Origin of the sequence: Brevibacterium linens ATCC 9172 (assembly GCF_900169165.1) — a bacterium.
Classification (GTDB): Bacteria; Actinomycetota; Actinomycetes; order Actinomycetales; family Brevibacteriaceae; genus Brevibacterium; species Brevibacterium linens.
Map to the genome: position 1 here is coordinate 49843 of NZ_FXYY01000001.1, position 20547 is coordinate 70389.

The 20547-nt window shown below is 66.7% G+C and carries 15 protein-coding genes and 1 tRNA gene; 11 read left to right on the forward strand and 5 right to left on the reverse strand.

Annotated elements, in window-relative coordinates:
• Positions 1-289: 289 nt before the first annotated feature.
• Both BLIN9172_RS00235 and BLIN9172_RS00240 read left to right on the forward strand, forming a co-directional pair.
• Complete coding sequence (locus BLIN9172_RS00235) at positions 290-1606, forward strand: MATE family efflux transporter (protein ID WP_101553335.1); 1317 nt, start codon at positions 290-292, stop codon at positions 1604-1606.
• Positions 1603-2445, forward strand: coding sequence for a GNAT family N-acetyltransferase (locus BLIN9172_RS00240; RefSeq protein WP_101553336.1), 843 nt, complete (start codon positions 1603-1605; stop codon positions 2443-2445). The genes BLIN9172_RS00235 and BLIN9172_RS00240 overlap by 4 nt, the downstream gene beginning before the upstream one ends.
• 45 nt (positions 2446-2490) lie before the next feature.
• Here the strand turns inward: BLIN9172_RS00240 and BLIN9172_RS18395 are convergent, their stop codons facing one another.
• Together BLIN9172_RS18395 and BLIN9172_RS00255 are read right to left on the reverse strand one after the other, a co-directional pair.
• Complete coding sequence (locus tag BLIN9172_RS18395; protein WP_257904147.1) at positions 2491-3945, reverse strand: M1 family metallopeptidase; 1455 nt, start codon at positions 3943-3945, stop codon at positions 2491-2493.
• Positions 3938-7876 carry a Pls/PosA family non-ribosomal peptide synthetase gene (locus tag BLIN9172_RS00255; RefSeq protein WP_101553337.1) on the reverse strand — a complete coding sequence of 1313 codons (3939 nt, stop codon included), beginning with the start codon at positions 7874-7876 and terminating at the stop codon, positions 3938-3940. The genes BLIN9172_RS18395 and BLIN9172_RS00255 overlap by 8 nt, the downstream gene beginning before the upstream one ends.
• A gap of 257 nt (positions 7877-8133) precedes the next feature.
• Here BLIN9172_RS00255 and BLIN9172_RS00260 point away from each other — a divergent pair, with 257 nt between their 5' ends.
• The 4 genes from BLIN9172_RS00260 (at position 8134) to BLIN9172_RS00275 (ending at position 12947) form a co-directional block, all read left to right on the forward strand.
• The gene (locus tag BLIN9172_RS00260) at positions 8134-9348 is read left to right on the forward strand and encodes a metal-dependent hydrolase family protein (protein WP_101553338.1); all 1215 of its coding nucleotides are present in this window, start codon (positions 8134-8136) and stop codon (positions 9346-9348) included.
• 249 nt (positions 9349-9597) lie between these two features.
• Complete coding sequence (locus BLIN9172_RS00265) at positions 9598-10101, forward strand: DedA family protein (RefSeq protein WP_101553339.1); 504 nt, start codon at positions 9598-9600, stop codon at positions 10099-10101.
• 219 nt (positions 10102-10320) lie between these two features.
• The gene (locus BLIN9172_RS00270) at positions 10321-11712 is read left to right on the forward strand and encodes a sodium:proton antiporter (protein WP_101553340.1); all 1392 of its coding nucleotides are present in this window, start codon (positions 10321-10323) and stop codon (positions 11710-11712) included.
• On the forward strand, positions 11709-12947 hold the full coding sequence (locus tag BLIN9172_RS00275) for an MFS transporter (RefSeq protein ID WP_101553341.1): 1239 nt from the start codon (positions 11709-11711) through the stop codon (positions 12945-12947). The genes BLIN9172_RS00270 and BLIN9172_RS00275 overlap by 4 nt, the downstream gene beginning before the upstream one ends.
• A gap of 84 nt (positions 12948-13031) precedes the next feature.
• On the opposite strand, the gene BLIN9172_RS00280 is transcribed toward BLIN9172_RS00275, so the two are convergent.
• Positions 13032-13108 (reverse strand) — tRNA-Pro (locus BLIN9172_RS00280).
• 230 nt (positions 13109-13338) lie between these two features.
• On the opposite strand from BLIN9172_RS00280, the gene gcvH reads away from it, so the two are divergent.
• From gcvH to BLIN9172_RS00300, 4 genes are read left to right on the forward strand one after another with little or no spacing between them, the layout of a single operon-like run.
• Positions 13339-13743, forward strand: a complete 405-nt coding sequence (gcvH, locus tag BLIN9172_RS00285) for a glycine cleavage system protein GcvH (protein ID WP_101553342.1) — start codon at positions 13339-13341, stop codon at positions 13741-13743.
• On the forward strand, positions 13743-14807 hold the full coding sequence (locus BLIN9172_RS18710; protein WP_101553343.1) for an FHA domain-containing protein: 1065 nt from the start codon (positions 13743-13745) through the stop codon (positions 14805-14807). The genes gcvH and BLIN9172_RS18710 overlap by 1 nt, the downstream gene beginning before the upstream one ends.
• Positions 14808-14817: 10 nt before the next feature.
• Positions 14818-15303, forward strand: a complete 486-nt coding sequence (locus tag BLIN9172_RS00295; protein WP_025780069.1) for a bifunctional nuclease family protein — start codon at positions 14818-14820, stop codon at positions 15301-15303.
• A gap of 10 nt (positions 15304-15313) precedes the next feature.
• Positions 15314-16708 carry a class II 3-deoxy-7-phosphoheptulonate synthase gene (locus BLIN9172_RS00300; protein ID WP_025780067.1) on the forward strand — a complete coding sequence of 465 codons (1395 nt, stop codon included), beginning with the start codon at positions 15314-15316 and terminating at the stop codon, positions 16706-16708.
• Positions 16709-16843: 135 nt separating this feature from the next.
• Here BLIN9172_RS00300 and BLIN9172_RS00305 read toward each other — a convergent pair whose 3' ends face one another.
• Both BLIN9172_RS00305 and BLIN9172_RS00310 read right to left on the reverse strand, forming a co-directional pair.
• Entirely contained in the window at positions 16844-18946 is a 2103-nt protein-coding gene (locus tag BLIN9172_RS00305) for a protein kinase domain-containing protein (protein WP_101553344.1), read from the reverse strand.
• Entirely contained in the window at positions 18943-20043 is a 1101-nt protein-coding gene (locus BLIN9172_RS00310; RefSeq protein WP_101553345.1) for a lytic transglycosylase, read from the reverse strand. The genes BLIN9172_RS00305 and BLIN9172_RS00310 overlap by 4 nt, the downstream gene beginning before the upstream one ends.
• A 130-nt stretch (positions 20044-20173) precedes the next feature.
• On the opposite strand from BLIN9172_RS00310, the gene BLIN9172_RS00315 reads away from it, so the two are divergent.
• Positions 20174-20524, forward strand: coding sequence for an Rv2175c family DNA-binding protein (locus tag BLIN9172_RS00315; protein WP_025780061.1), 351 nt, complete (start codon positions 20174-20176; stop codon positions 20522-20524).
• Positions 20525-20547: the final 23 nt, after the last annotated feature.

Sequence of the window (20547 nt, forward strand, 5' to 3'; positions counted from 1 at the left end):
ATTAATGTCACAATACGATTACAAATAGAACAAAAGACGATTATTGATCGATCATGACTTATTCATTCTCATCCTCGGCGATGATGCTCTGTTTGTCCTCCGACTCTACAGTTCGGCACTGACACGACAGTGCGATCGAGGTGAGCCCGCCTTCCCGCAGGGGCGCTCCTCGGAACGTGTAGGCCGGCCTTCGCACAGGGGCGGTCCTCGGAACCAGTCGGCCCACCTTCGCGCAGGGGCGATCCGCGGCACTCGGGCCCAGCGAAACCGGTTCGCTAGAATCGGGGACGTGGCAGCGATCGACAAAGACATTCTCCGTTTGGCTCTTCCCGCACTCGGAGCCCTGATCGCCGAACCCATCTTCCTGCTCACGGACACGGCCATGGTCGGCCACCTCGGTGCCGGTGCATTGGGATCGCTGGCGATCGCCTCCACAATCCTGCAGACGGTGCTCGGTCTGATGATCTTCCTCGCCTATGCCACCACACCGCGTGTGGCCAAACGGATGGGATCGGGGGACCGACCGGGCGCGATCACGGCCGGGTTCGACGGAATCTGGCTGGCACTGGGCACGTCCATCCTGCTCATCATCGTCGGGCTGCCCCTGCTGAAAACTGCGATCGAGGCGTTCGACCCGGATCCGGCGATCACGGAGGGCGCACACTCCTACCTGGCGATCTCGTGGTGGGGGCTGCCATTCATGCTCATGGTCATCGCGGCCACCGGACTGCTGCGCGGACTCCAAGACACGAAGACCCCGCTGGTCGTCGCCGCTGCCGGGTGCATCGCCAATATCGGCCTCAACGCCTTCTTCATCTACGGGGTCGGTATGGGGGTCGCGGGATCGGCGATGGGCACGGTTCTTGCGCAGGCCGGAATGTGCGCGGTCTACCTCACCATCTCCGTCCACGCGGCCCGCCGCCTCCACGCCGGCATCCGCCCCGACTGGACCGGCGTGTTCACTTCGGCGAAGACGTCCGGGTGGCTGCTGGTGCGCAATGCCTCGCTGCGTGCCGCACTCATCCTGCTCGTCTTCCTGGCCACGGCGATGGGCACGACGGACCTCGCGGCGATCCAGGTCGCTCAGAGCATCTTCTTCGCGCTTGCGCTCGCCCTCGACTCGTTGGCCATCGCCGGCCAGGCGATGATCGGCCTCGAGCTGGGCGCCAAGAACACCGAGGCGGTCGCCGCGATCAACCGCCGCCTGTGCCTGTGGGGGATCGTCTTCGGCATCGTCGTCGGCGTCGTCCTGTTCGCCGGCTCCGGAGTCATCCCCCGTGCCTTCGCCTCCGACCCCGCCGTGGTGTCGGCGCTGGCCGCCCTCCTGCCGATCCTGGCACTGAGCATGCCGATCGCGGGCTTTGTCTTCGTCCTCGACGGCGTGCTGATGGGAGCCGAAGACGCGAGATACCTGGCTCTGGCACAATTGGTCGCTGTGATCGGATACGCGATTCTGCTCATTCCGATCATCAGCATCTGGCCGGGAGCACCCGGGCTCTGGGCCGGATTCTGCATCGGATTCGTCGGTTTCCGCGCCCTGACCCTGGGCTGGCGAGTACGCAACCGGGCGTGGATCGATCGCGCCGTCGAGAAAGGAATCTCATGAACGCTGCCCACACTGACGCTCATGATTCGCCGAACACCTCCGCCGAGGCGGCCGGCGCCTTGCTGCGCGGACGGATCCGTCCGCTTCCCGCCGAGACCGATGACGAGACCTTCCTGCCGTTCCTCGATCTGTGCTTCAACTGGTCGATGGACAGACCCCGGATCGAGCTCGAGGACCTCCGATACCGCAGCGATGCCGTCTTCTACTACCGCGGCTGGGGACGCGAGGGAGATATCGCCGTCGCCGCGCACGCCGAAGCCGATGCGCAGTCGCCGATCGTCGGACTTGCGTGGGTGCGTCTGGCCGATATCGACGACGTCGTCGGCAAAGCCGATGAGCGGGTGGGCGGAGACTTCGCCTCTGCCCTGGACAAGACCGGCACCGAGGTGGTCCGCAGCGAGGTCGTGCCCGACGGTGGTGCCGGGGCGACGGCTGAGGGCCAGCGCGATCCAGAGGCCCAGAACGATGCGGAGGCCGGGGCCGGCCCCGAACCCGGTCAGGGCGGTCAGGCCGACGACTCAACTGCCGAGCCGACTGGCTCCGAGCCGGCAGCCGCCGATTTGACGCCGTCGGATGAACAGACGCCGTTCACCGGCTACGGCTGGGTGGCGGCGGACATCCCCGAACTCTCGATGGCAGTGCTGCCCGACCACCAGGGGCAGGGCATCGGCGGAGCCCTCCTCGACACGGTCTGCGCGCTGGCCCGGATAAGCGGCTTCCCTGCGGTGAGTCTGTCCGTCGAAGACGGCAATGGGGCGGCGAAGCTCTACGCCGACCACGGATTCGAGCCCGTCGGACGCAACGGGGACTCGGACGTGCTCGTCCGCAAGCTCGGCTGAGGCGCAGTCGGCCCCTGACCTTTCTACGGAAGCTCCGGAACCCCTCTACGGAAGCTCGGGAAGTTCGAGCTCCTCGAGCCAAGGACGGACCACCTCGGCGATGTCACGCACTGTCGACTCGGAGAAGCAGCGGATGAACTCCTCGGTGCTCACCGACGAATGACGGTACCGCTTCGTCCACTCGCCGACGGCGGCGAAGAAGTCCGCATCGCCGAGCTCGCGGCGCAGAGCGTGCAGGCACAGGGCGCCGCGCTTGTACACGCGGTCGTCGAACATGTCCGGCCCGCCCGGGTCGCCGAGCAGAATATCCTGCGGCTGAGCGGACAGCTCCTCCCACCACTGCCTGGCACGTTCATCGGCACTCGCCCGCCCGGACTCCTCCGACCACAGCCATTCCGCGTAGCAGGCGAAGCCCTCGTTGAGCCAGATGTCGCGCCAGCGTGACGGGGTGAGCGAGTTTCCGAACCACTGGTGCGCCATCTCGTGGGCGACGAGGCGCTCGGCCTCCCACTCGGGACCCAGATGATTGGGCCCGAGCACTGACAGGGGCTGCGACTCGAGCGGAATCTCGAGCACGTCATCGGTCACGACCACGTCGTAGACGTCGAACGGGTAGGGGCCGAAGCGTTCGATGAACAGGTTCATCATTCCGTGCTGGACACCGAGGCGCTCGACGGCCACGTCCCAATGATCGTCGGCGTAGACGCCGAGGGGAACGGGGGACTCGGTCCGGCTGTGAGTCGTGCGCCTGCCCGAGGAATCGTGAACGGACACGTCCTTGCCGGCAGCACCGGCGACTCCTCGGGCGGCGCTCGACAGGGCATCGCCGGCCGATCCCGCGACGGCGTCCTTCGCAGCGCCGAGGATTGCGGCGCCGACCCCGGTGGCTCCGGAGCTCAGCGGGATCTGCCCGTACCTGTACCGGCCGATCTGCACCGTCGCCAGGTAGGTCGCCAGGGGAGTCGTCGACTCATGCGTCCACCGCGTCCGCCCGGCCTTGCGGGTCTTCTTCGTCAGGGACCCATTGGACACCACCGTGTACTCGGACTCGACGAGCACCGAGATGCGGTACTGGGATTTGTTCGAAGGATGGTCATTGCACGGGAACCATGTCGATGCGCCGACGGGCTGTCCGGCCACGAGCACTCCGTCTTCGAGCTCCTCCCAGCCGATGTCACCCCAGGTGCCGATCGCCGGTTCCGGATTGCCCGTATAGCTGATGTCGATGACCACCGGCTGGTCGCTGCCCAGCGCAGGGGTCGTCAACCGCAGCTTCTTCCCGCGGGCGGAGAAGCGGACCTTCTTGCCGTTGACGCTGGCCTTCGTCACCCGCAGCCCCGTGAGGTCGAGAACGATCGATGAGGTGTCGGAGAGCACCCGGCCCTTGAGCACCGCCCGGGCGGAGAGCCGATTCGGGCCGATGCGGTAGTCGAGGTCGAGATCGTAGTGGTCGATGCGAAGGTCAGCGTTGCCGACGCCCTGGGTATAGGAATCAAGCATGCGATCGGCCTGTCTCTTCGAGTGAGGGAAGTTCTGGGGCATCCACCCAGGGTATGACAGGATTGCCGCTGAAGTAGGCATGCGCCGGCACGAACTCACCGCGCATGACCAGAGACGTCGCTCCCACCGTGGCGTTCTCACCGAGCGTGGATGCCGGGAGGATGACGCTGTTGGGTCCCAAGGTGGCGCCGGGATCGAACTGCACGGCATCGAGGCTCATCACCCGATCATGGAACAGGTGAGTCTGGACCACACAGCCGCGGTTGACCGTCGAGTTGTCCCCGAGTTCGACGAGGTCGGCCTCCGGCAGCCAGTAGCTCTCACACCACACGCCGTGCCCGATGCTGGCGCCCATCGCCCGCAGGTACCACACGATCGCCGGCGTGCCCACGGCGTTCCTGGTGAACCAGGGGGCGGCCACGAGTTCGACGAAGCAGTCGGCGACCTCGTTGCGCCAGATGAATGACGACCACAGCGGATGCTCCCCGGGGCGGATGGGGCCGACGAGGATCCACTTCGCCGCCACGGCCAGTCCCGCCGCCACAGCACCTGCGGCCATCATCACGATGCCCGAGGTGAGCAGGGCCAGCAGCACCGAGGCGAGGAACGTCGTCGACTCTGCAGCCACCCCGCCCGACAGTCCCAGGAAGAACCAGATGGTGAGGACGACTCCGGTGATGAGCAGACCGCCGGCGATGATCGATGAGATCCGCAGCGTCTCCCAGAAGGCACGTGCGGCCCTGACCCCGAAGGTCGGGGCATAGGTGAGCGACTCGTCGGACTCCACGGCCGCGCGGCGCAGCTGCACCGGGGGAGAACCGAGCCACGACGACCCCTTCTTCGCCTTCGCCGGCGCTGCCGAGAGCACCGCGACGAGGGAGTTCTTCGGCACCCTGCGGCCGGGGGAGGCGATCCCCGAGTTGCCGAGGAAGGCGCGTTTACCGACCTTCGCCCGCCCGGCCCGCATCCAGCCGTGGCCGAGTTCGTAGCTGGCGACCATGGTGTCATCGGCGAGGAAGGCGCCGGCGGCGATCGTCGTCATCTTCGGAACGAAGACGACCGTCGAGATCTCCGTGCCCGGCCCGACCTTCGCACCGAGGAGGCGCAGCCACCACGGGGTGAGCATCGACGCGTAGAGGGGGAACAGCAGGTCCCGGGCCATGTCGAGCAGACGCTCGGTCGCCCACACCCGATAACCTCTGGCCGAACGGACGGGGAACTCGCCCTCGTCCATGCCGATCGCCAGAATCCGCACCGCGATGAGGACCAACAGGGCCGTGGTGACGAACCACAGGCACGCGACCACGGGCGACCATGCCGCCAACAGCCAGGGAGACTCGACGACCTCGATCCCGGAGACCCCGAGCATGAGGGCGATGCCCGGCACCACCGCCAGGTACGGCAGGAGCGCATTGATCTGGGAACCGACGGCATAGAACAGGAACGGCAGCCGTCGCCTCGGCGGGGGAGCCGGCCAGGACTTCTTCGCCTTCCCGACGCGCACCACCGGTGAACCCGAGTAGATCTGGTTCTTCCGCACCCGCCCGGTCACCGCCGATCCGGCTTCGACGAGGGCCCCGACCCCCACCTCGGCGCCGGGCATGAGCGTCGACCGGGCACCGATCGTGGCATTGCGACTGATGTCGATGCGTCCGATGCGCAGCAGATCACCGTCGACCCACCAGCCCTTGAGATCGACCTCGGGTTCGATCGCCGCACCCTCGCCGAGGGTGAGGAGACCGGTCACCGGCGGCACCGAATGCAGATCGGCATCGGGCCCGATCCGGTTGCCCAGCAGCTTCGCGTACCAGGTCACCCAGGGAGCGCTCGCCACCGAGACCGCCGCGGCGAGATCCGCGATGTGTTCGGCCAGCCACAGCCGCTTGTGCACCCAGCCCGAGCGCGGATAGACCCCGGGCCGGATCCCGATCATGAGCAGCCGTGCCGCTCCTGCCGAGATGAGCATCCGCCCCCATGCGGTGACGAAGACGAGGAAGAGGACGGCGACGACCGGCCACGGAGTCAGCGGCAGATCCGCGCCCAGACTCACGCCGAGGTTCGCCGCCACCATCGCCAGCACCACCCACCGGACCCCTCCGAGGATGTGCACCGGAATCCCGAGCAGCACCTGGAAGGCCTGCATCCCTCGGGAGGTCCGGGTGATCGTGCGCTTGGGTCCCGTCGGTCCGATCCCGGATCCTTCCTCGCCGAGGCAGAGCCCTGCCAGGGCGCCGAAGCGCGGATGGGCGTAGATATCGCCGACGGTGACGCTGGGATGGCGGGTGCGCAGACGGGACACGAGCTGTGCCGCACCCAGGGAGCCGCCGCCGGCCGTGAAGAAGTCCGTATCGCTGCCCGGACGGGCGCCGAGGACCGCGGCCCACTGCTGCCCCACCCACTCCGTGTCGTGGTCGAAGACCTCATCGGATCCGGCCGCCTCGGTGCCGGCGTCGAGCGGCCAGGGCAGGGCATTGCGGTCGACCTTGCCGGAGGTCTTCGTGGGCAGGTCCGCGACGAGAGCCAGACGGGGAACGAGCGCGGCAGGCAGTTCGTCGCGCAGCCGCGCCTCCCAATCGGGAAGGTCGGCCTCGCCCGCACCGGCACCGGGGGCGAGATAGCCGATGAGGACGTCCGTGCCGGCCGCGGTCTTCTTCACCGCGGCCGCGGCACCTTCGACACCGGGCAGGGCCTGCAGGGCGGCATCGATCTCGCCGAGTTCGATGCGCCTGCCGCCGAGCTTGATCTGCTCATCGGCACGGCCGACGAAGATGAGCCCGGCCGGATCGTTGACGACGAGGTCGCCGGACCGGTACGCCCGGTCCCAGCCGAGGCTCGGCATGGGGGCGAACTTCTCGGCGTCCTTCGCCGGATCGAGGTAGCGGGCCAGTCCGACCCCGCCGATGATGAGTTCGCCGGTCTCGCCTGCGGCGACGGGTACTCCCGCGGCATCGACGACGGCGAGGTCCCAGCCCTTGAGGGGCAGGCCGATGCGCACCGGCTCGGACCCGTCGAGCATGGCCGCACAGGCGACGACGGTCGCCTCGGTGGGGCCATAGGTGTTCCACACCTCGCGGTCGTCGTCGCGCAGCCGGCGGCCGAGCTCGGGCGGGCAGGCCTCTCCGCCGAAGATGAGGAGGCGGACGTTGTCGAGACTCTCTGCCGGCCACAGTGCGGCCAGGGTCGGCACGGTCGAGACGACGGTGATCTGCCGCGATGACAGCCACGGACCCAGATCCATCCCGGACTTCACCAGTGCACGCGGGGCCGGGACCAAGCACGCGCCGTGCCTCCACGCCAGCCACATCTCCTCACAGCTGGCGTCGAAGGCCACGGACAGTCCGGCCAGCACGCGATCGCCGGATCCCAGCGGCTCCTCGACACAGAACAGGGCCGCCTCCGCGTCGACGAAGGCCGCCGCCGAACGGTGAGTGACGGCAACGCCCTTCGGGGTGCCCGTCGATCCGGAGGTGAAGATCACCCAGCAGTCGTCATCGGGAGTGGGCGACCGCAGCTCCGAGCGATCGAGGGGCCCGCGGTCGGTGCGGGATTCGATGTGTGGTCCGGCGGTGATCACCCCGGTCACGGCCGCCTCGGCGAAGACGGTGCGCGCGCGTTCATCCGGGTCGTCGACATCGACGGGAACGTAGGCCGCGCCGAGCATGAGCGTGGACAGGATCGCCAGGTACAGGTCCACCGATCCCGAGGGGACACGGATGCCGACCTTGTCCCCGGGCCCGATTCCGGCAGCGGCCATCTCCAGGGCGAGATCGCGGATCGCGGTGATGAGCTCAGAGTAGCTGAGCACCCGAGCGCCGTCGTCGAGGGCAGGCTGATCGGGATGAGCAGCGGCCGACTCGAGGAGGACGTCGATGAGGGTGCGGTCCTCACGGGGACGTACGGGGGATGGGAACTGCGGTGCGTATTCTCTCACGTGTCTTCCGGGTCGATCGGGAGCTGACTGGTGCCGGGGCGACCGGCACCGCCGGTGAACGTAGCCGACGAAGGTGTCGCGGACGTGAACTCGGGTCGGGACGCCTCATGTGCGCGTTCCGGGTCCACGGCCCCATCGTATCGTCAGCGCTGTCCTGATCAGCGCGCGGATCGTCACGGCGGGGGCGTCCGTGATAGATGTGAGTAGACGACCGTCCACGGTCGACCAGCTGACTTTCAACGATGAGGAGCACGCCCATGGTCACAGTACTCACCCACGCCACAGTCTTCGACGGAACCCGCTTCCTGCCCGGCACCCGGGACGTCGTCGTCGACGGAGGTCGGATCGCCGCGGTGACCGAAGGAGGGCAGGGCTCGCACAACGCCGGAGACAACCACATCGACTGCACGGGACAGACGATCATTCCCGGAGTCATCGACTGCCACGTCCACCTCACGAGCTCCGGCGCGGCAGCCACCTCGAACTTCCACGATCCGTTCTCGCTGCAGTTCTATAACTCGGTGAAGAATATGGAAGCCACCCTCAAGGGCGGAGTGACGACCGTGCGCGACGCCGGCGGCACCGACCTCGGCGCGAAAGTCGCCGTCGAGACCGGTGTGGTGCGCGGTCCGCGACTGACGATCGCCGTGAACATCATGTCCCAGACCGGCGGGCACGGGGACTTCCACCTCGTCTCCGGAGCCGAATCCCCGTTCCTGGCCCCGCACCCGGGCCGGCCGTCGGGAGTCGCCGACGGACTCGAAGAGGTGCAGAAGAAGGCCCGGGAGCTGCTGCGGGCCGGGGCCGACCACATCAAGATCTGTTCGACCGGGGGAGTGCTGTCCCCGCGGGACGACCCGCGGCACTCGCAGTTCACAGAAGCCGAGATCTCCGTCATCGTCGCCGAGGCGGCCGCCCAAGGTGCCCATGTCATGTCCCATGCCCAGGGCGCACCGGGAATCAAGAACGCCGTGCGCGCCGGGGTGCGGTCGATCGAACACGGCATCTACCTCGACGACGAAGCCATCGACCTCATGCGTGAGCACGGCACCTACCTCGTCCCGACCCTGCAGGCTCCGCAGGCCGTCATCAAGGCCGCCGATGCCGGGGCCGGTCTGCCCGCCTCCGTCGTGGACAAGGCCCGGCGCGTCGTCGACGCCCACCAGGAGTCGATCGCCCGGGCCCACGAGGCGGGAGTCCCGATCGCCCTGGGCACCGATGCCGGAGTCGGCCCACACGGGCAGAACCTCGAAGAGATCAGCCTGCTGGCCGAGGTGGGACTGTCCACAACGGAGGCGCTCGCCGCCGGAACTTCCGTGGCCGCCCGGCTGCTCGATGACGATCGGGTTGGGCGGATCAGCGAGGGCGGGCTGGCCGACCTCGTCGTCGTGGACGGTGACCTGCGCACAGCCGACGTCCGCGGAATCGAGGACCGGGTCAACTCCGTCTACCTCGACGGTGCGCTCGTCTGAGCGGTTGACCGACGAGCCACGCCGCCGAGCCACGCCGCCGAGGAACGCCGCCGAGCAACGTCGCCGAGGCGGTACGCCCGGCTCGTCCGTCGGCGAGGGCACAGCCGCCTCGGCGAGTGAGATCGGTCTCGACCGAATGTTCAGTGAGGCAAACCTAACCTCATGAGGCTATGATGGGAGCGACCGATCCATCAGTCCGCAGCGCGCCACTGCGGCGAGAATGCCCGGAGGGAGGAGTGGCCCGCACCGATGAATCCGCTCGACTGGTCGTTCCCGATCGCCGTGACCTGGCTGATCATGTTCGGCATCATCATCTGCCGCGCCGGCGGCACCTTCCTGCTCGGTCGCTTCGCACGCAGGGGAATCCGCCGATTCGCCCGGGTCGAGAGGATCATGGCCGGGCCCAAATACCGCCGCGCCGAGGACACGATCGACCGCTTCGGGGCTCCCGTCGTGGCACTGAGCTTCCTCACCATCGGGCTGCAGACGGTGGTCAACCTCGCGGCCGGAACCACGGGGATGCGTTACCGCCGCTACATCCCGGCGCTCGTCGTGGGCGGATCGCTGTGGGCGCTCATCTACTCGACCGTCGGGTTCCTCGGCTTCACAGCGGTGGCGCGGGCCTACCGGGCCGAACCTGGACTGACCGTCGGGCTGGGACTCGTGTTCGTCATCGCGATCATCGGTCTGCTCATCGGACTGCGCAGGGACCGCGACCCCGCCGAAGAGTCGACCACCGCCTCGGCGAACTGACGGGCCTTCGCCCGCAGCCGGCGGCGAACTGGCAGGCCTTCGCCGGCAGCCGGCGGCCGACCGAAGGCCCTTGGTCCGACTGAAGGTCCGTGGTCCGCAGTTCTCGGTGTCCGTGTGGCAGGCCGTGATCCGAAACAGTGTACGAATTCAGTAAAGTGGGACAGCGTCAGGGTCGATGGGACGAGTCTGCTCGTCGACAGTGAGTGAAGGAGTCCCCGGATGGTCGTGGCCTGGTGGAGCATCATTCCGTTCGTTCTGCTTCTCGGATGCATCGCGGTGCTCCCGCTCATCCCGGCTACGGAGACGATCTGGGACCGCAACCTCGTCAAGCTCATCGTCGCCCTCGTCCTCGGCGTGCCGATCGCCGTGTGGTTCCTGCTCAGCGGGGAGTCGGCGACCGTCATCCACGCGCTGCTCGAGTACTTCCAATTCATCATGCTCATCGGCAGCCTCTTCGTCGCCTCGGGCGGGATCTTCCTCGTCGGCGACATCAAGGCGACACCGCGGAACAACACGATCTTCCTCGCCGTCGGCTGTGTGCTCGCCTCGTTCATCGGCACCACGGGCGCGGCGATGCTGCTCATCCGCCCGATCCTCAACACGAACCAGGACCGCAGGCACCGCACCCACACGGTCATCTTTACGATCTTCATCGTCGCGAACTGCGGTGGTCTGCTCACACCGCTGGGCGATCCGCCGCTGTTCCTCGGCATGCTGCGTGGGGTCCCCTTCGAATGGACGTTCGGGCTGTGGCCGTACTGGCTGTTCGTCAATGCTCTGCTGCTCATCAGCTACTTCGCCCTCGATACGAAGATGTATGCGAAGGAACCGGTCGAGGCCCTGGCCAAGGACGCCGAGCATGCGACGAAAATCGGCCTGCGCGGTGCCAGCGGTCTGCTGTTCCTGGCGATCATCATCGTCGCCGTCGCGTTCATCCCCTCGGTCGACCTGCACGCGATCGACACGGGACATGCGAGTGCTTCGGACTTCGTGCCGTGGCGCGAGCTCGTCATGCTCGTGTCCGCGGCGACATCGTTCCTCGTCGGTGATCGCGGTGCCCGGTTCAACCTCAACAAGTTCACGTGGACGCCGATCCTCGAGGTCGGAGCGCTCTTCATCGGCATCTTCCTCACGATGATGCCGGCCCTGGCCTACCTCGGCCAGGTCGCCCACAAGATCCCGCTGGGCGAGATCTCCCTATTCGTCTTCACCGGCGGTCTCTCCTCCGTCCTCGACAACGCCCCGACCTATGTCACCTTCTTCGAGATGGCCGCTCAGGTGCCGGGCGAACCGCGAGTGGCGGGAGTGTCCGAGACGCTGCTCATCGCGGTCTCGCTCGGTGCCGTCATGGGCGGGGCCATCACCTACATCGGCAACGGGCCGAACTTCATGGTCAAATCCGTCACGGATTCGGCGAACGTGGCGATGCCGAGCTTCGGCGGCTATGTGTGGTGGTCGCTGCGCCGCCTCGTCCCGATCCTCGCCTCGATGGTGCTCGTCTTCATGACCGACTCGCTGTGGTGGAGCCTGCTCGGAGTCCTTCTCGCGCTCGTGATCCTCGGACAGGCCGGGCGAGACCTGCGCGCAGCGACAATCGTCGAGACAGAATGAGGGCCGCGGCCGGAGTCGGGCTCTACTTCACCGGCAACGGGGCCGTCTTCGCGGCTCTCCTGCCGTGGTATCCGCTGCTGGTCGACCGACTCGGGCTGAGTTCCTGGCAGTTCGGCCTTGTCGTCGCCTGCTTCGCCGTCGGGTCGCTGCTGTCCTCGGCCCTGCCTGCCGCGCTCATCACCCGGTTCGGAGCCCATCGAGTCGTCATCGTCGGGACGGTGATGCTCGGTGCGGCCGCCTGCGCGACGGCATGGTCGGTCAACGGCGTGATGATGGCAATCTGCCTGCTCCTGCTGGGGTGCTGCGATGCGATCGTCGACGTCGCGCAGAACGTCGTCGGCATCTCCGTCCAGGAGCGGGCCGGCCGCTCGATCCTGTCATCGATGCATGCGCTGTGGAGCCTCGGCGGACTGCTCAGCGGAGCCGCCGCGACCGCGGCCGCCAGCGCAGGTGCCGACATGCGGGTGTGGCTGGCGATCATCGGCACCGCAGCCGTGCTCATCACGATCGTGGGTCGGCGCCTCATCGGCGGATATGCCTCGCCGAGGCGGATCGCCGGCTCCGATGCCGATTCGGCGAGTGGGAGCGAAACGGACTCCCGTACTGCCGAGCAGAGCGGCTCCGGTCCCGACGGTGGGAGACGCGGCGGAGACGGGGCGGCGGGCCGCTCGAAGCGAGCGATCATGGCGGCGGTGCTGCCCTTGGCGATCGTGGCGATCTGCGGCGCCGTGGTCGAAGACGTCGCGAACAACTGGGCAGGGCTGGCCGCGGTCGATTTCGCTGACGTTCCGGCCGCCTCGGCGGGGATCGCCTTCAGCATCGTCATCGGCAGCCAATGTCTCGGACGGTTCAGCGGGGACGTGCTCGTGACGAGGTTCGGGGCCGGTCGGGTCGCACGCCTCGGTGGCGGACTCATCGCTCTCGGCGGGATCGGGGCCATCACGGCCCAGGAGCCGATCCTGCTGCTCATCTCGATGGGAGCGTTCGGATTCGGGTCTGCGACGCTCGTGCCCGGTGCACTCGGCGCTGCTGGCCGTCTGCCCGGAGTGGGCCGGGCCGGGGGAGTGACGCTGGTGAACTGGCTGATGCGGGTCGGCTACCTCGGGACGAGCCCGCTGATCGGGGTCGTCGCCACCGGAGCCGGACTGCGATGGGGTCTGGGCATCCTCGTGCTCATCGGCATCCTGACGATGGTCTTCGCGCACCGCCTGGGCGTGAGAAGCGATGAACGATGATCTTCTCAGGCAACGAAAAATGTGCCGCTCCTTCGTATGGACGAAGTGGCGACACATTCTCTCAGAAGCGGGTGGTGACCCTGGTGGTCGGGCTAGCGGGATTTGAACCCACGACCTCTTCACCCCCAGTGAAGCGCGCTACCAAGCTGCGCCATAGCCCGTTACCGTACTCCCTCGTGGGCAACGAGAACTAGCTTATACCGATCGGGGGTCAACTGCCAAAACCGCGTTCCGTGACCTTCGAAAAACAGGTATCATCCCAGGTGGATACCGAAGAAGCGGGACATGCAGTGGCCTGTCAGGGTGACTCGGTACCATTTCCGTTTCGTGATTGTTATGAACGTGGCTCAGGCGGCTATGCTTGGTACACCGACAAACTAGAGGAGTCGACATGGCAGATCTGGATTATCCAGTATCTTTGCGGTACTCACGCGACCACGAGTGGGTTGCGACCACGGAAGACAACGCAGTAGTCCGTGTGGGTATCACTGATTTCGCCCAGGAACAGCTGGGTGACGTCGTCTATGTCGACCTGCCTGAAGCCGGGGACTCGGTCACCGCAGGGGAGTCCTGTGGCGAAGTCGAGAGCACGAAGAGCGTCTCTGACCTGATCGCACCTGTGTCGGGGACCGTCACCGAGGTCAACGACTCACTCGACGACTCACCAGAGACCGTGAACTCGTCGCCTTTCGAAGACGGGTGGATGTATCTCGTCGAACTCAGTGACCCCGCACAGCTCGAATCGCTGATGGACAGCGAGGCGTACAAAGAGCTCATTCAGAGCGAGGAGGCGTAATGTCGCAGAATCACGATCAGAATCGTCCGACCCCCTCGCAGCCCTGGTATGACAACGGACAGGTCCCGCAGTCGAAGAAGTTCCCATTCGGGGCCGGTAACGGCAACGGCGGCGACGAGTCGGCGACTCGGATGAACCCTCAGGTCGACCAGAACAGCCAGGGGAACACCCCTCCCTACGGACAGCAGCCGGCCAACGGCGCCCCACAGGCACTGCAGTACGGCAACGGCCAGAATCACGGCGGGACCCCGCAGGGCGGCCAGAATTATGGTGCGTCGCAGCCGGCCGACCAGCCCTACGCCGGAAACGGTCAGGGCGGCCAGAGCCAGCAGCAGTATCAGCCTCAGCAGAGTCAGTATCCACCGCAGAACTTCGGCCAGCCGCAGAGCGGCCAGCCTCAGTCCGGTCAGCCTCAGGGCAGCCAGGGTCAGCAGCAGTATGGTTCCAATGGCGCCGGCCAGTTTGCGCAGCCCCAGGGCAACCAAGGTCAGCAGCAGTACGGAAACCAGCCGCAGCAGGGTGGCCAGCCGCAGTACGGGTCGAACGGCGCCGGCCAGGACGATCAGTTCGATCCCAACCAGCAGCAGGGCAGCCAGCCCGGCCCCGGCCAGTACGGTCAGCCCCAGTCCGGTCAGCCACAGGGTGCGCCGGCGAGCGGCGGTCAGGATCCGATGAATGATTCGGGCAGCCAGCAGTTCCAGGGAATCCTGGACCCGCACACCGGTGAGATCCACCCGGTGCCCGACCTCGAAGGTCTGCAGGACGCCGATGCTCTGCTCGTCGTCGTCTCCGGGCCGGACTCCGGTTCGCAGATCCTGCTCGACACCGACGTGGTCACGGTGGGCCGCAGCCCGAACGCCGACATCTTCCTCGATGACGTCACCGTCTCGCGCAAGCATGCCGAGTTCATCCGTACGCCCAGCGGTTTCACGCTGCGCGACACGGGCTCGCTCAACGGCACCTATGTGGGGCGTCAGCTCATCGACTCCATCGACCTGCAGAACGGAGCCGATGTGCAGATCGGCAAGTTCCGAATGATCTTCCAGCAGCGTCCGCGCTCCTGACCGGGGGATGATGTCAAAAGTCGAAGTCGAGGTTGTCGGCGTCCGCATCGAAATGCCAGCCAACCAACCGATTCTGCTGCTCAAGGCCAGCGAACCTGCCTACTACCTGCCGATCTGGGTCGGTGCGATCGAGGCCAATGCGCTGTCGATCGCGCAGCGGGGGCTGACCCCGCCGCGCCCCATGTCGCATGCTCTGCTGCTCGACGTCCTCGAGAAGTACGACGCCGAGCTGCAGGATGTGACGATCACCGGCAAGGACGGTCAGATCTTCCTGGCCGAGCTGCACACGAACGACGGGAAGTCGATCTCCGCGCGCCCCTCGGACGCGGTGACTCTGGCGCTGACAGCGCACTGCCCCGTCTTCGTCGAAACACAACTGCTTGAAGAGTCCGGAATCGAAGCCCCCGAGGCCGATGAAGAGGAAGTCGCACAGTTCAGAGACTTCCTCGACAACGTCTCGGCCGAGGATTTCGAGACCGGTACCGAAAACCCATGAAAGTGAAACAGTGAGTCTCCACACCGATCCGGTCCTGTCCAACAGAGAAATCGCCGCTGCCGGCCACGACAATCTCCGCGGTCTCGACGACTGGCGAGAGATGGATCCGAAGCAGCAGCCGACGTATCTCGACAGTGCCGCACTCGACGAGGTGCTCACCGACCTGCGCAGCTCTCCTCCGCTGGTCTTCGCCGGTGAGGCCGATGTGCTCAAGCAGCGTATCGCCGCCGCCTCACGCGGTGAGGCATTCGTGCTGGCTGGAGGAGACTGCGCCGAATCCTTCGACGGCGCCCAGGCGGACAAGATCCGGGCCCGAGTCCAGACGGTTCTGCAGATGGCGGCCGTTCTCACCTACGGCGGTTCGATGCCCGTGGTGAAGATCGGCCGGATGGCCGGTCAGTTCGCGAAGCCGCGTTCGGCCGATACGGAGACCCGCGAGGGGGTCACCCTGCCGTCGTTCCGCGGCGATATCGTCAACGGCTACGAGTTCACCGAGGAATCCCGCCGTCACGATCCGGAGCGTCTGCTCAAGGCGTACCACATCTCCGCCTCCACGCTGAATCTCATCCGTGCGTTCACCCAGGGCGGCTTCGCCGATCTGCGGTTCGTCCACGATTGGAACCGCGGTTTCCTCGCCTCGAATCCCGGCTACCAGCGCTACGAGCAGACCGCTGCCGAGATCGATCGTGCCATCCGCTTCATGGATGCCTGCGGAGCCGACTTCGACGCGCTCAAGACCACCGAGTTCTACGCCGCCCACGAGGCGCTGCTGCTCGAATACGAGCGGGCACTGACCCGTATCGACTCGCGCACCGGTGAAGCCTACGACGTCTCCGGCCACTTCCTGTGGATCGGTGAGCGCACCCGCGAGATCGACGGTGCCCACGTCGACTTCCTGTCGAAGGTGCGCAACCCCATCGGCGTCAAACTCGGGCCGACGGCCACGGCAGACGACGCTCTGGCGCTGGCGGAGAAGCTCGATCCGGACGCCGAGCCGGGTCGCCTGACCTTCGTCACCCGCATGGGTGCCGGCCAGATCGGTGAGTCGCTGCCGGCTCTGCTGTCGGGAATCGGCGACCGCCTGCCGCACGTGACCTGGGTCTGCGACCCGATGCACGGCAATACGATCACTTCGAACACCGGGTACAAGACCCGTCGCTTCGAAGACGTCATGGCCGAGGTCGAGGGATTCTTCACCGCCCATGCCGATGCGGGCACGATCCCCGGTGGTCTGCACATCGAACTCACCGGTGATGACGTCACCGAGATCATGGGCGGAGCCACGGAGATCGACGACGAAGGTCTGCGTCGCCGCTATGAGACCCTCGTCGACCCGCGTCTCAACCACGATCAGTCGCTGGAGATGGCCTTCCAGGTCGCCGAATACCTGACTCGCCGGAAGTAACGGCCACAGCTGACACAATGCCGGGGGCTGCGCAGAGATTCTGCGCAGCCCCCGGCATCTCTGTGGCCACGCGTTCGGCCGACGGGAATCGTCGTCCGACTGATCGTCGTGCCTGACCGACGAGTCCGATGTGGCTCAGTCGTCCTTCTTCTCGTCCTCGGACTTCGTGTCCGCCGAATCGTCCTTCTTGTCATCCTTCGAATCGGAGTCGTCCGTCTTCTCCTTGCCCTTGGAAACGCGGACGATGATGAGCGAATTCGCCGGCTTCGCCTCGGTGCTCTTCGGGTACTGAGAGACGACCTTGCCCTTGGGCACGTCGTCGGAGAACACCTCGTCCTTGCCGACGCGGAATCCGCGCTTGGCCAAGGTCGCATAGGCGGCGTCGAAGGTCAGCCCCTCGACGTTGGGAACCGGGATCGGAGCGACGCCCTTGGACACGACCAGGTCGATCTTCTCGCCCTTCGACAGCTTCGTCCCGGCTTTCTGCGACGCCGAGATGACGGTGTCCTCGGCGACCGTGTCGCTGTACTCCTCCTCGACCTTGCCGACGGCGAGGTTGACCTTCTGCAGCGCGTCCTCCGCTTCGTCGCGGCTCATGCCTGGGAGCTTCGGCACAGCGAACTTCTCCTCACCTTTGGACACGACGACCGTGACGGATGAGTCGGGGGCGAGCTCTGCACCGCTGACGGGTTCTGTGCCGATGACCGTACCGGCGGGCACCTTGTCGTCGAAGACCTCCTTGGGCTCGGCCCTGAGGTCGTTGTCCTCCAACCGCGAGGTGACCTCGTCCACGGGTTTGCCGGCGAGTTCGCCGGGGACGATGGAGGTCGGTGCCGGCAGGTTCGCGATGACGAACCAGGCGACCAGAGCGAGAACCGCGACGACGGCGACGAGTCCCGTGAGCACGCGACGTCGGCGACGTCGGACAGGGGACTGACTCGCCGAGGCGGCCGCGGAGCCGGCGACGACCGCAGCCGGGCCACGCCGATCGGATTCCGAATCCTCCGATTCCTGCTCGGCCTCGGAGTCGTCTCGATCACCGGAATCGTCCGAGTCGGCAGGCTCGTCGGCAACGGCGGAGTCCGCAGAATCGGAGTCGGGGGAGTCGGCGGTGGCGCCGACTCCGGCTGCTGCCGCTGCGGCACCGCCACCGACGGCTCCGGCCGCAGTCGTGGCAGGCGCTGCGGCGGCATCGTCCGGGTCGTCGTCTCCTTCGTCGGGATCGGTGTCACCGGTGTCCGCCTCGGCGTCGTCCTCTTCTTCGCCTTCGAGATACGGGATCTCGTCGGTGCGGGAGCGCCTCTCCTTCGGCACTTCCTCGCCGAGATCGATGCTCGCGGTGAGCATGGGAGAATGCTCACCGGCCGAGACCTGCGGATCTCCGAGGTCGAGTTCGGCCTCGGTCATCTCCGCACGTGCTTCGGCCAACGCCAGTCGGAACTCGGCGGCATCGGCAGGGCGGTCCTCGGGATCTTTCGACGTCGCCCACAGCACGAGCGCGTCCAGGCGCGGGCTCAGGCGGGCAACGACCTCCGACGGCGGCGGAACCGTGTCGTGGACGTGCCGGTAGGCGACCTGGATCGGCACATCGTCGGTGTAGGGCTGAGCGCCGGTGAGCATCTCGTAGAACATGATGCCGACCGTGTACAGGTCGGTGCGGGCATCGGCTCCGGCCCGGGTGACGAGCTCAGGTGCAACATAGCCGACGGTGCCGATGAGGGTCTTCGTCGTCGTCGCCGTGGTCACGGCGCGCGCCAGACCGAAGTCGGCGAGCTTGACCTGTCCATCGGTGCCCAGCAGCACATTGTCGGGTTTGAGGTCACGGTGGATGATGCCCGTCGAGTGCACAGCCTCGAGTGCGGCGAGGATCGCGTCGAGAACGACGATCGCCTGTCTGGGGGTGAAGCTGCCGCGGTGCTTGAGCTCACGGCGCAGCGTCACCGACGGCAGGTACTCCATGACGAGGTAGACGATATCGCCGTCACGGGCCTGATCATGGATGGCCACGAGGTTCGGGTGGGTGAGACGACCGGCGTTGATGGCCTCCCGGCGGAAGCGTTCGACGAAGGTCTCATCGGAGATGAGGTGTTCGTGCATGACCTTGATCGCGATCTCACGGTCGAGACGCAGGTCGGTGCCGCGGTAGACCATGGCCATGCCGCCGCGGGCGATCTTGGCATCGATGCGGTATCGGTCGTTGAGCACCGTGCCGATGAGGGGATCTCGGCGGGCTGTCACAGGGCCTCCTGCAGACGTGCACGCTGCAGCTGGACACCGCGGACGAAGGCCTTCGTCTCCGGCAGCAGTCCGTCGGCGCGAACCGAGCGCAGGTCCTGGTAGTAGCCGGCGATGGCTTCGTTCTCCGACTCGGCGGTTTCCATCAGCCAGCCGAGGATGACGGTGCCGGCGACGATATTGTCTTCGATGTCGAGCAGATCGAGTCCGCGGCCGACGATATCGGACGCCCAGCGACCGGAACGGGGAGTGATCTGCATGATGCCGATCGCATTGCCGGCCGAGACGGTCGTGTGCTGGAACCCGGATTCGGCAGCGGCGACGGCCTGCATGAGGGCAGGATCGGCACCGAGCTCGGCGGCCAGGGAGGCGACGAGCAGCTTCGCCTGCGCCGGTGCCGGATGGCGACGGTGCAGCAGGGTGTATTTGTTCAGCCGTGCCGCGTGGAGCACCGCGGGGCGGATGCCCTCGACCTGCGCGCCGGCGGCGACGCGTGGGATGTCACGCGGGGCTTCGGGCGCGGTGCGACGCGGGCGGGCCGTCGACGGACGCAGCAGGAGGAGTTCACCGACCGTGATGAGCGAGTCATCGCCCATGGCGTTTGCCCGCCGCAGGGTCGCCGGAGAGATTCCGTGGCGCGCGGCGATTCCCTGCAGGGTCTCACCGGGGGCGACGATGTGCGAGGGATCATCATCGGGCAGATCGTTCTTCTCCGGCAGAGACAGAACCTGCCCTTGGTGAAGGTTCTGACGCGGCGAGATGCGGTTGAGTTCGGCCAGTGCGGGTACGGAGACGCCGTGTTTGCTGGCCACCGCGTAGAGGGTGTCGCCCTGCTTGACCTTGTAGGTGCGGCCGCCGTGGGTGACGGGCACGGTCGCACTCGCGGTCCCCGAGATCCACTGTGGGCCGGTGCTCGCAGCGGCTGCGTCCTCGTCAGCGGAGTCGTGGTCGGATTCGGTGGTGGGGGCCACCTCGGTGGGGGATTCGTTTTCGGGGTCGACCCGTTCGGCTCCTGGGATCGGACCGGTCGAATTCACCTTCGATGCGGCGCGGATGTCAGGAGCGGCGGTGACGGGCCTGTGCCGTCGCGGTCGTGTCATCTGTCACCTGTTGACTTCATGTCGAATGGGGGAAGCTGCGATTCCCAGCCTAACGAGTGGGCGGGCTCGACCCGAGCATTCGGCACCGCATGGCGGGGTGTTTCTGCCGAATATTGCTACGCTTGGGGGCGTGAATACCGAAGAACTCGTTCAGGACTGGGCCCCGCTGCCCGACATCGCAGAACTCACCGGGCTCGGCATCTCCCAGGTGCGGAGGCTGCTCGAAGACGGCGCCATCTGCGGAATCAAGATCGGCGATCCGAAGGTTCTGCGGGTCCCGTTGGCCTTCTTCGTCGACGGTGAGGTCGTCAAACCGCTCAAGGGCACTCTGCATACCCTCTACGACGCCGGATTCGACTACGAGGAAGCCATCGTGTGGCTCTTCACCCACGACGATTCCCTGCCGGGCCGGCCCATCGACCTGCTTCGCGCCGGCAACAAGAAGGAAGTCCGCCGCCGCGCTCAGGCGCTGGCGTTCTGATCTGCGCCGCCCGCTCGAGGTGA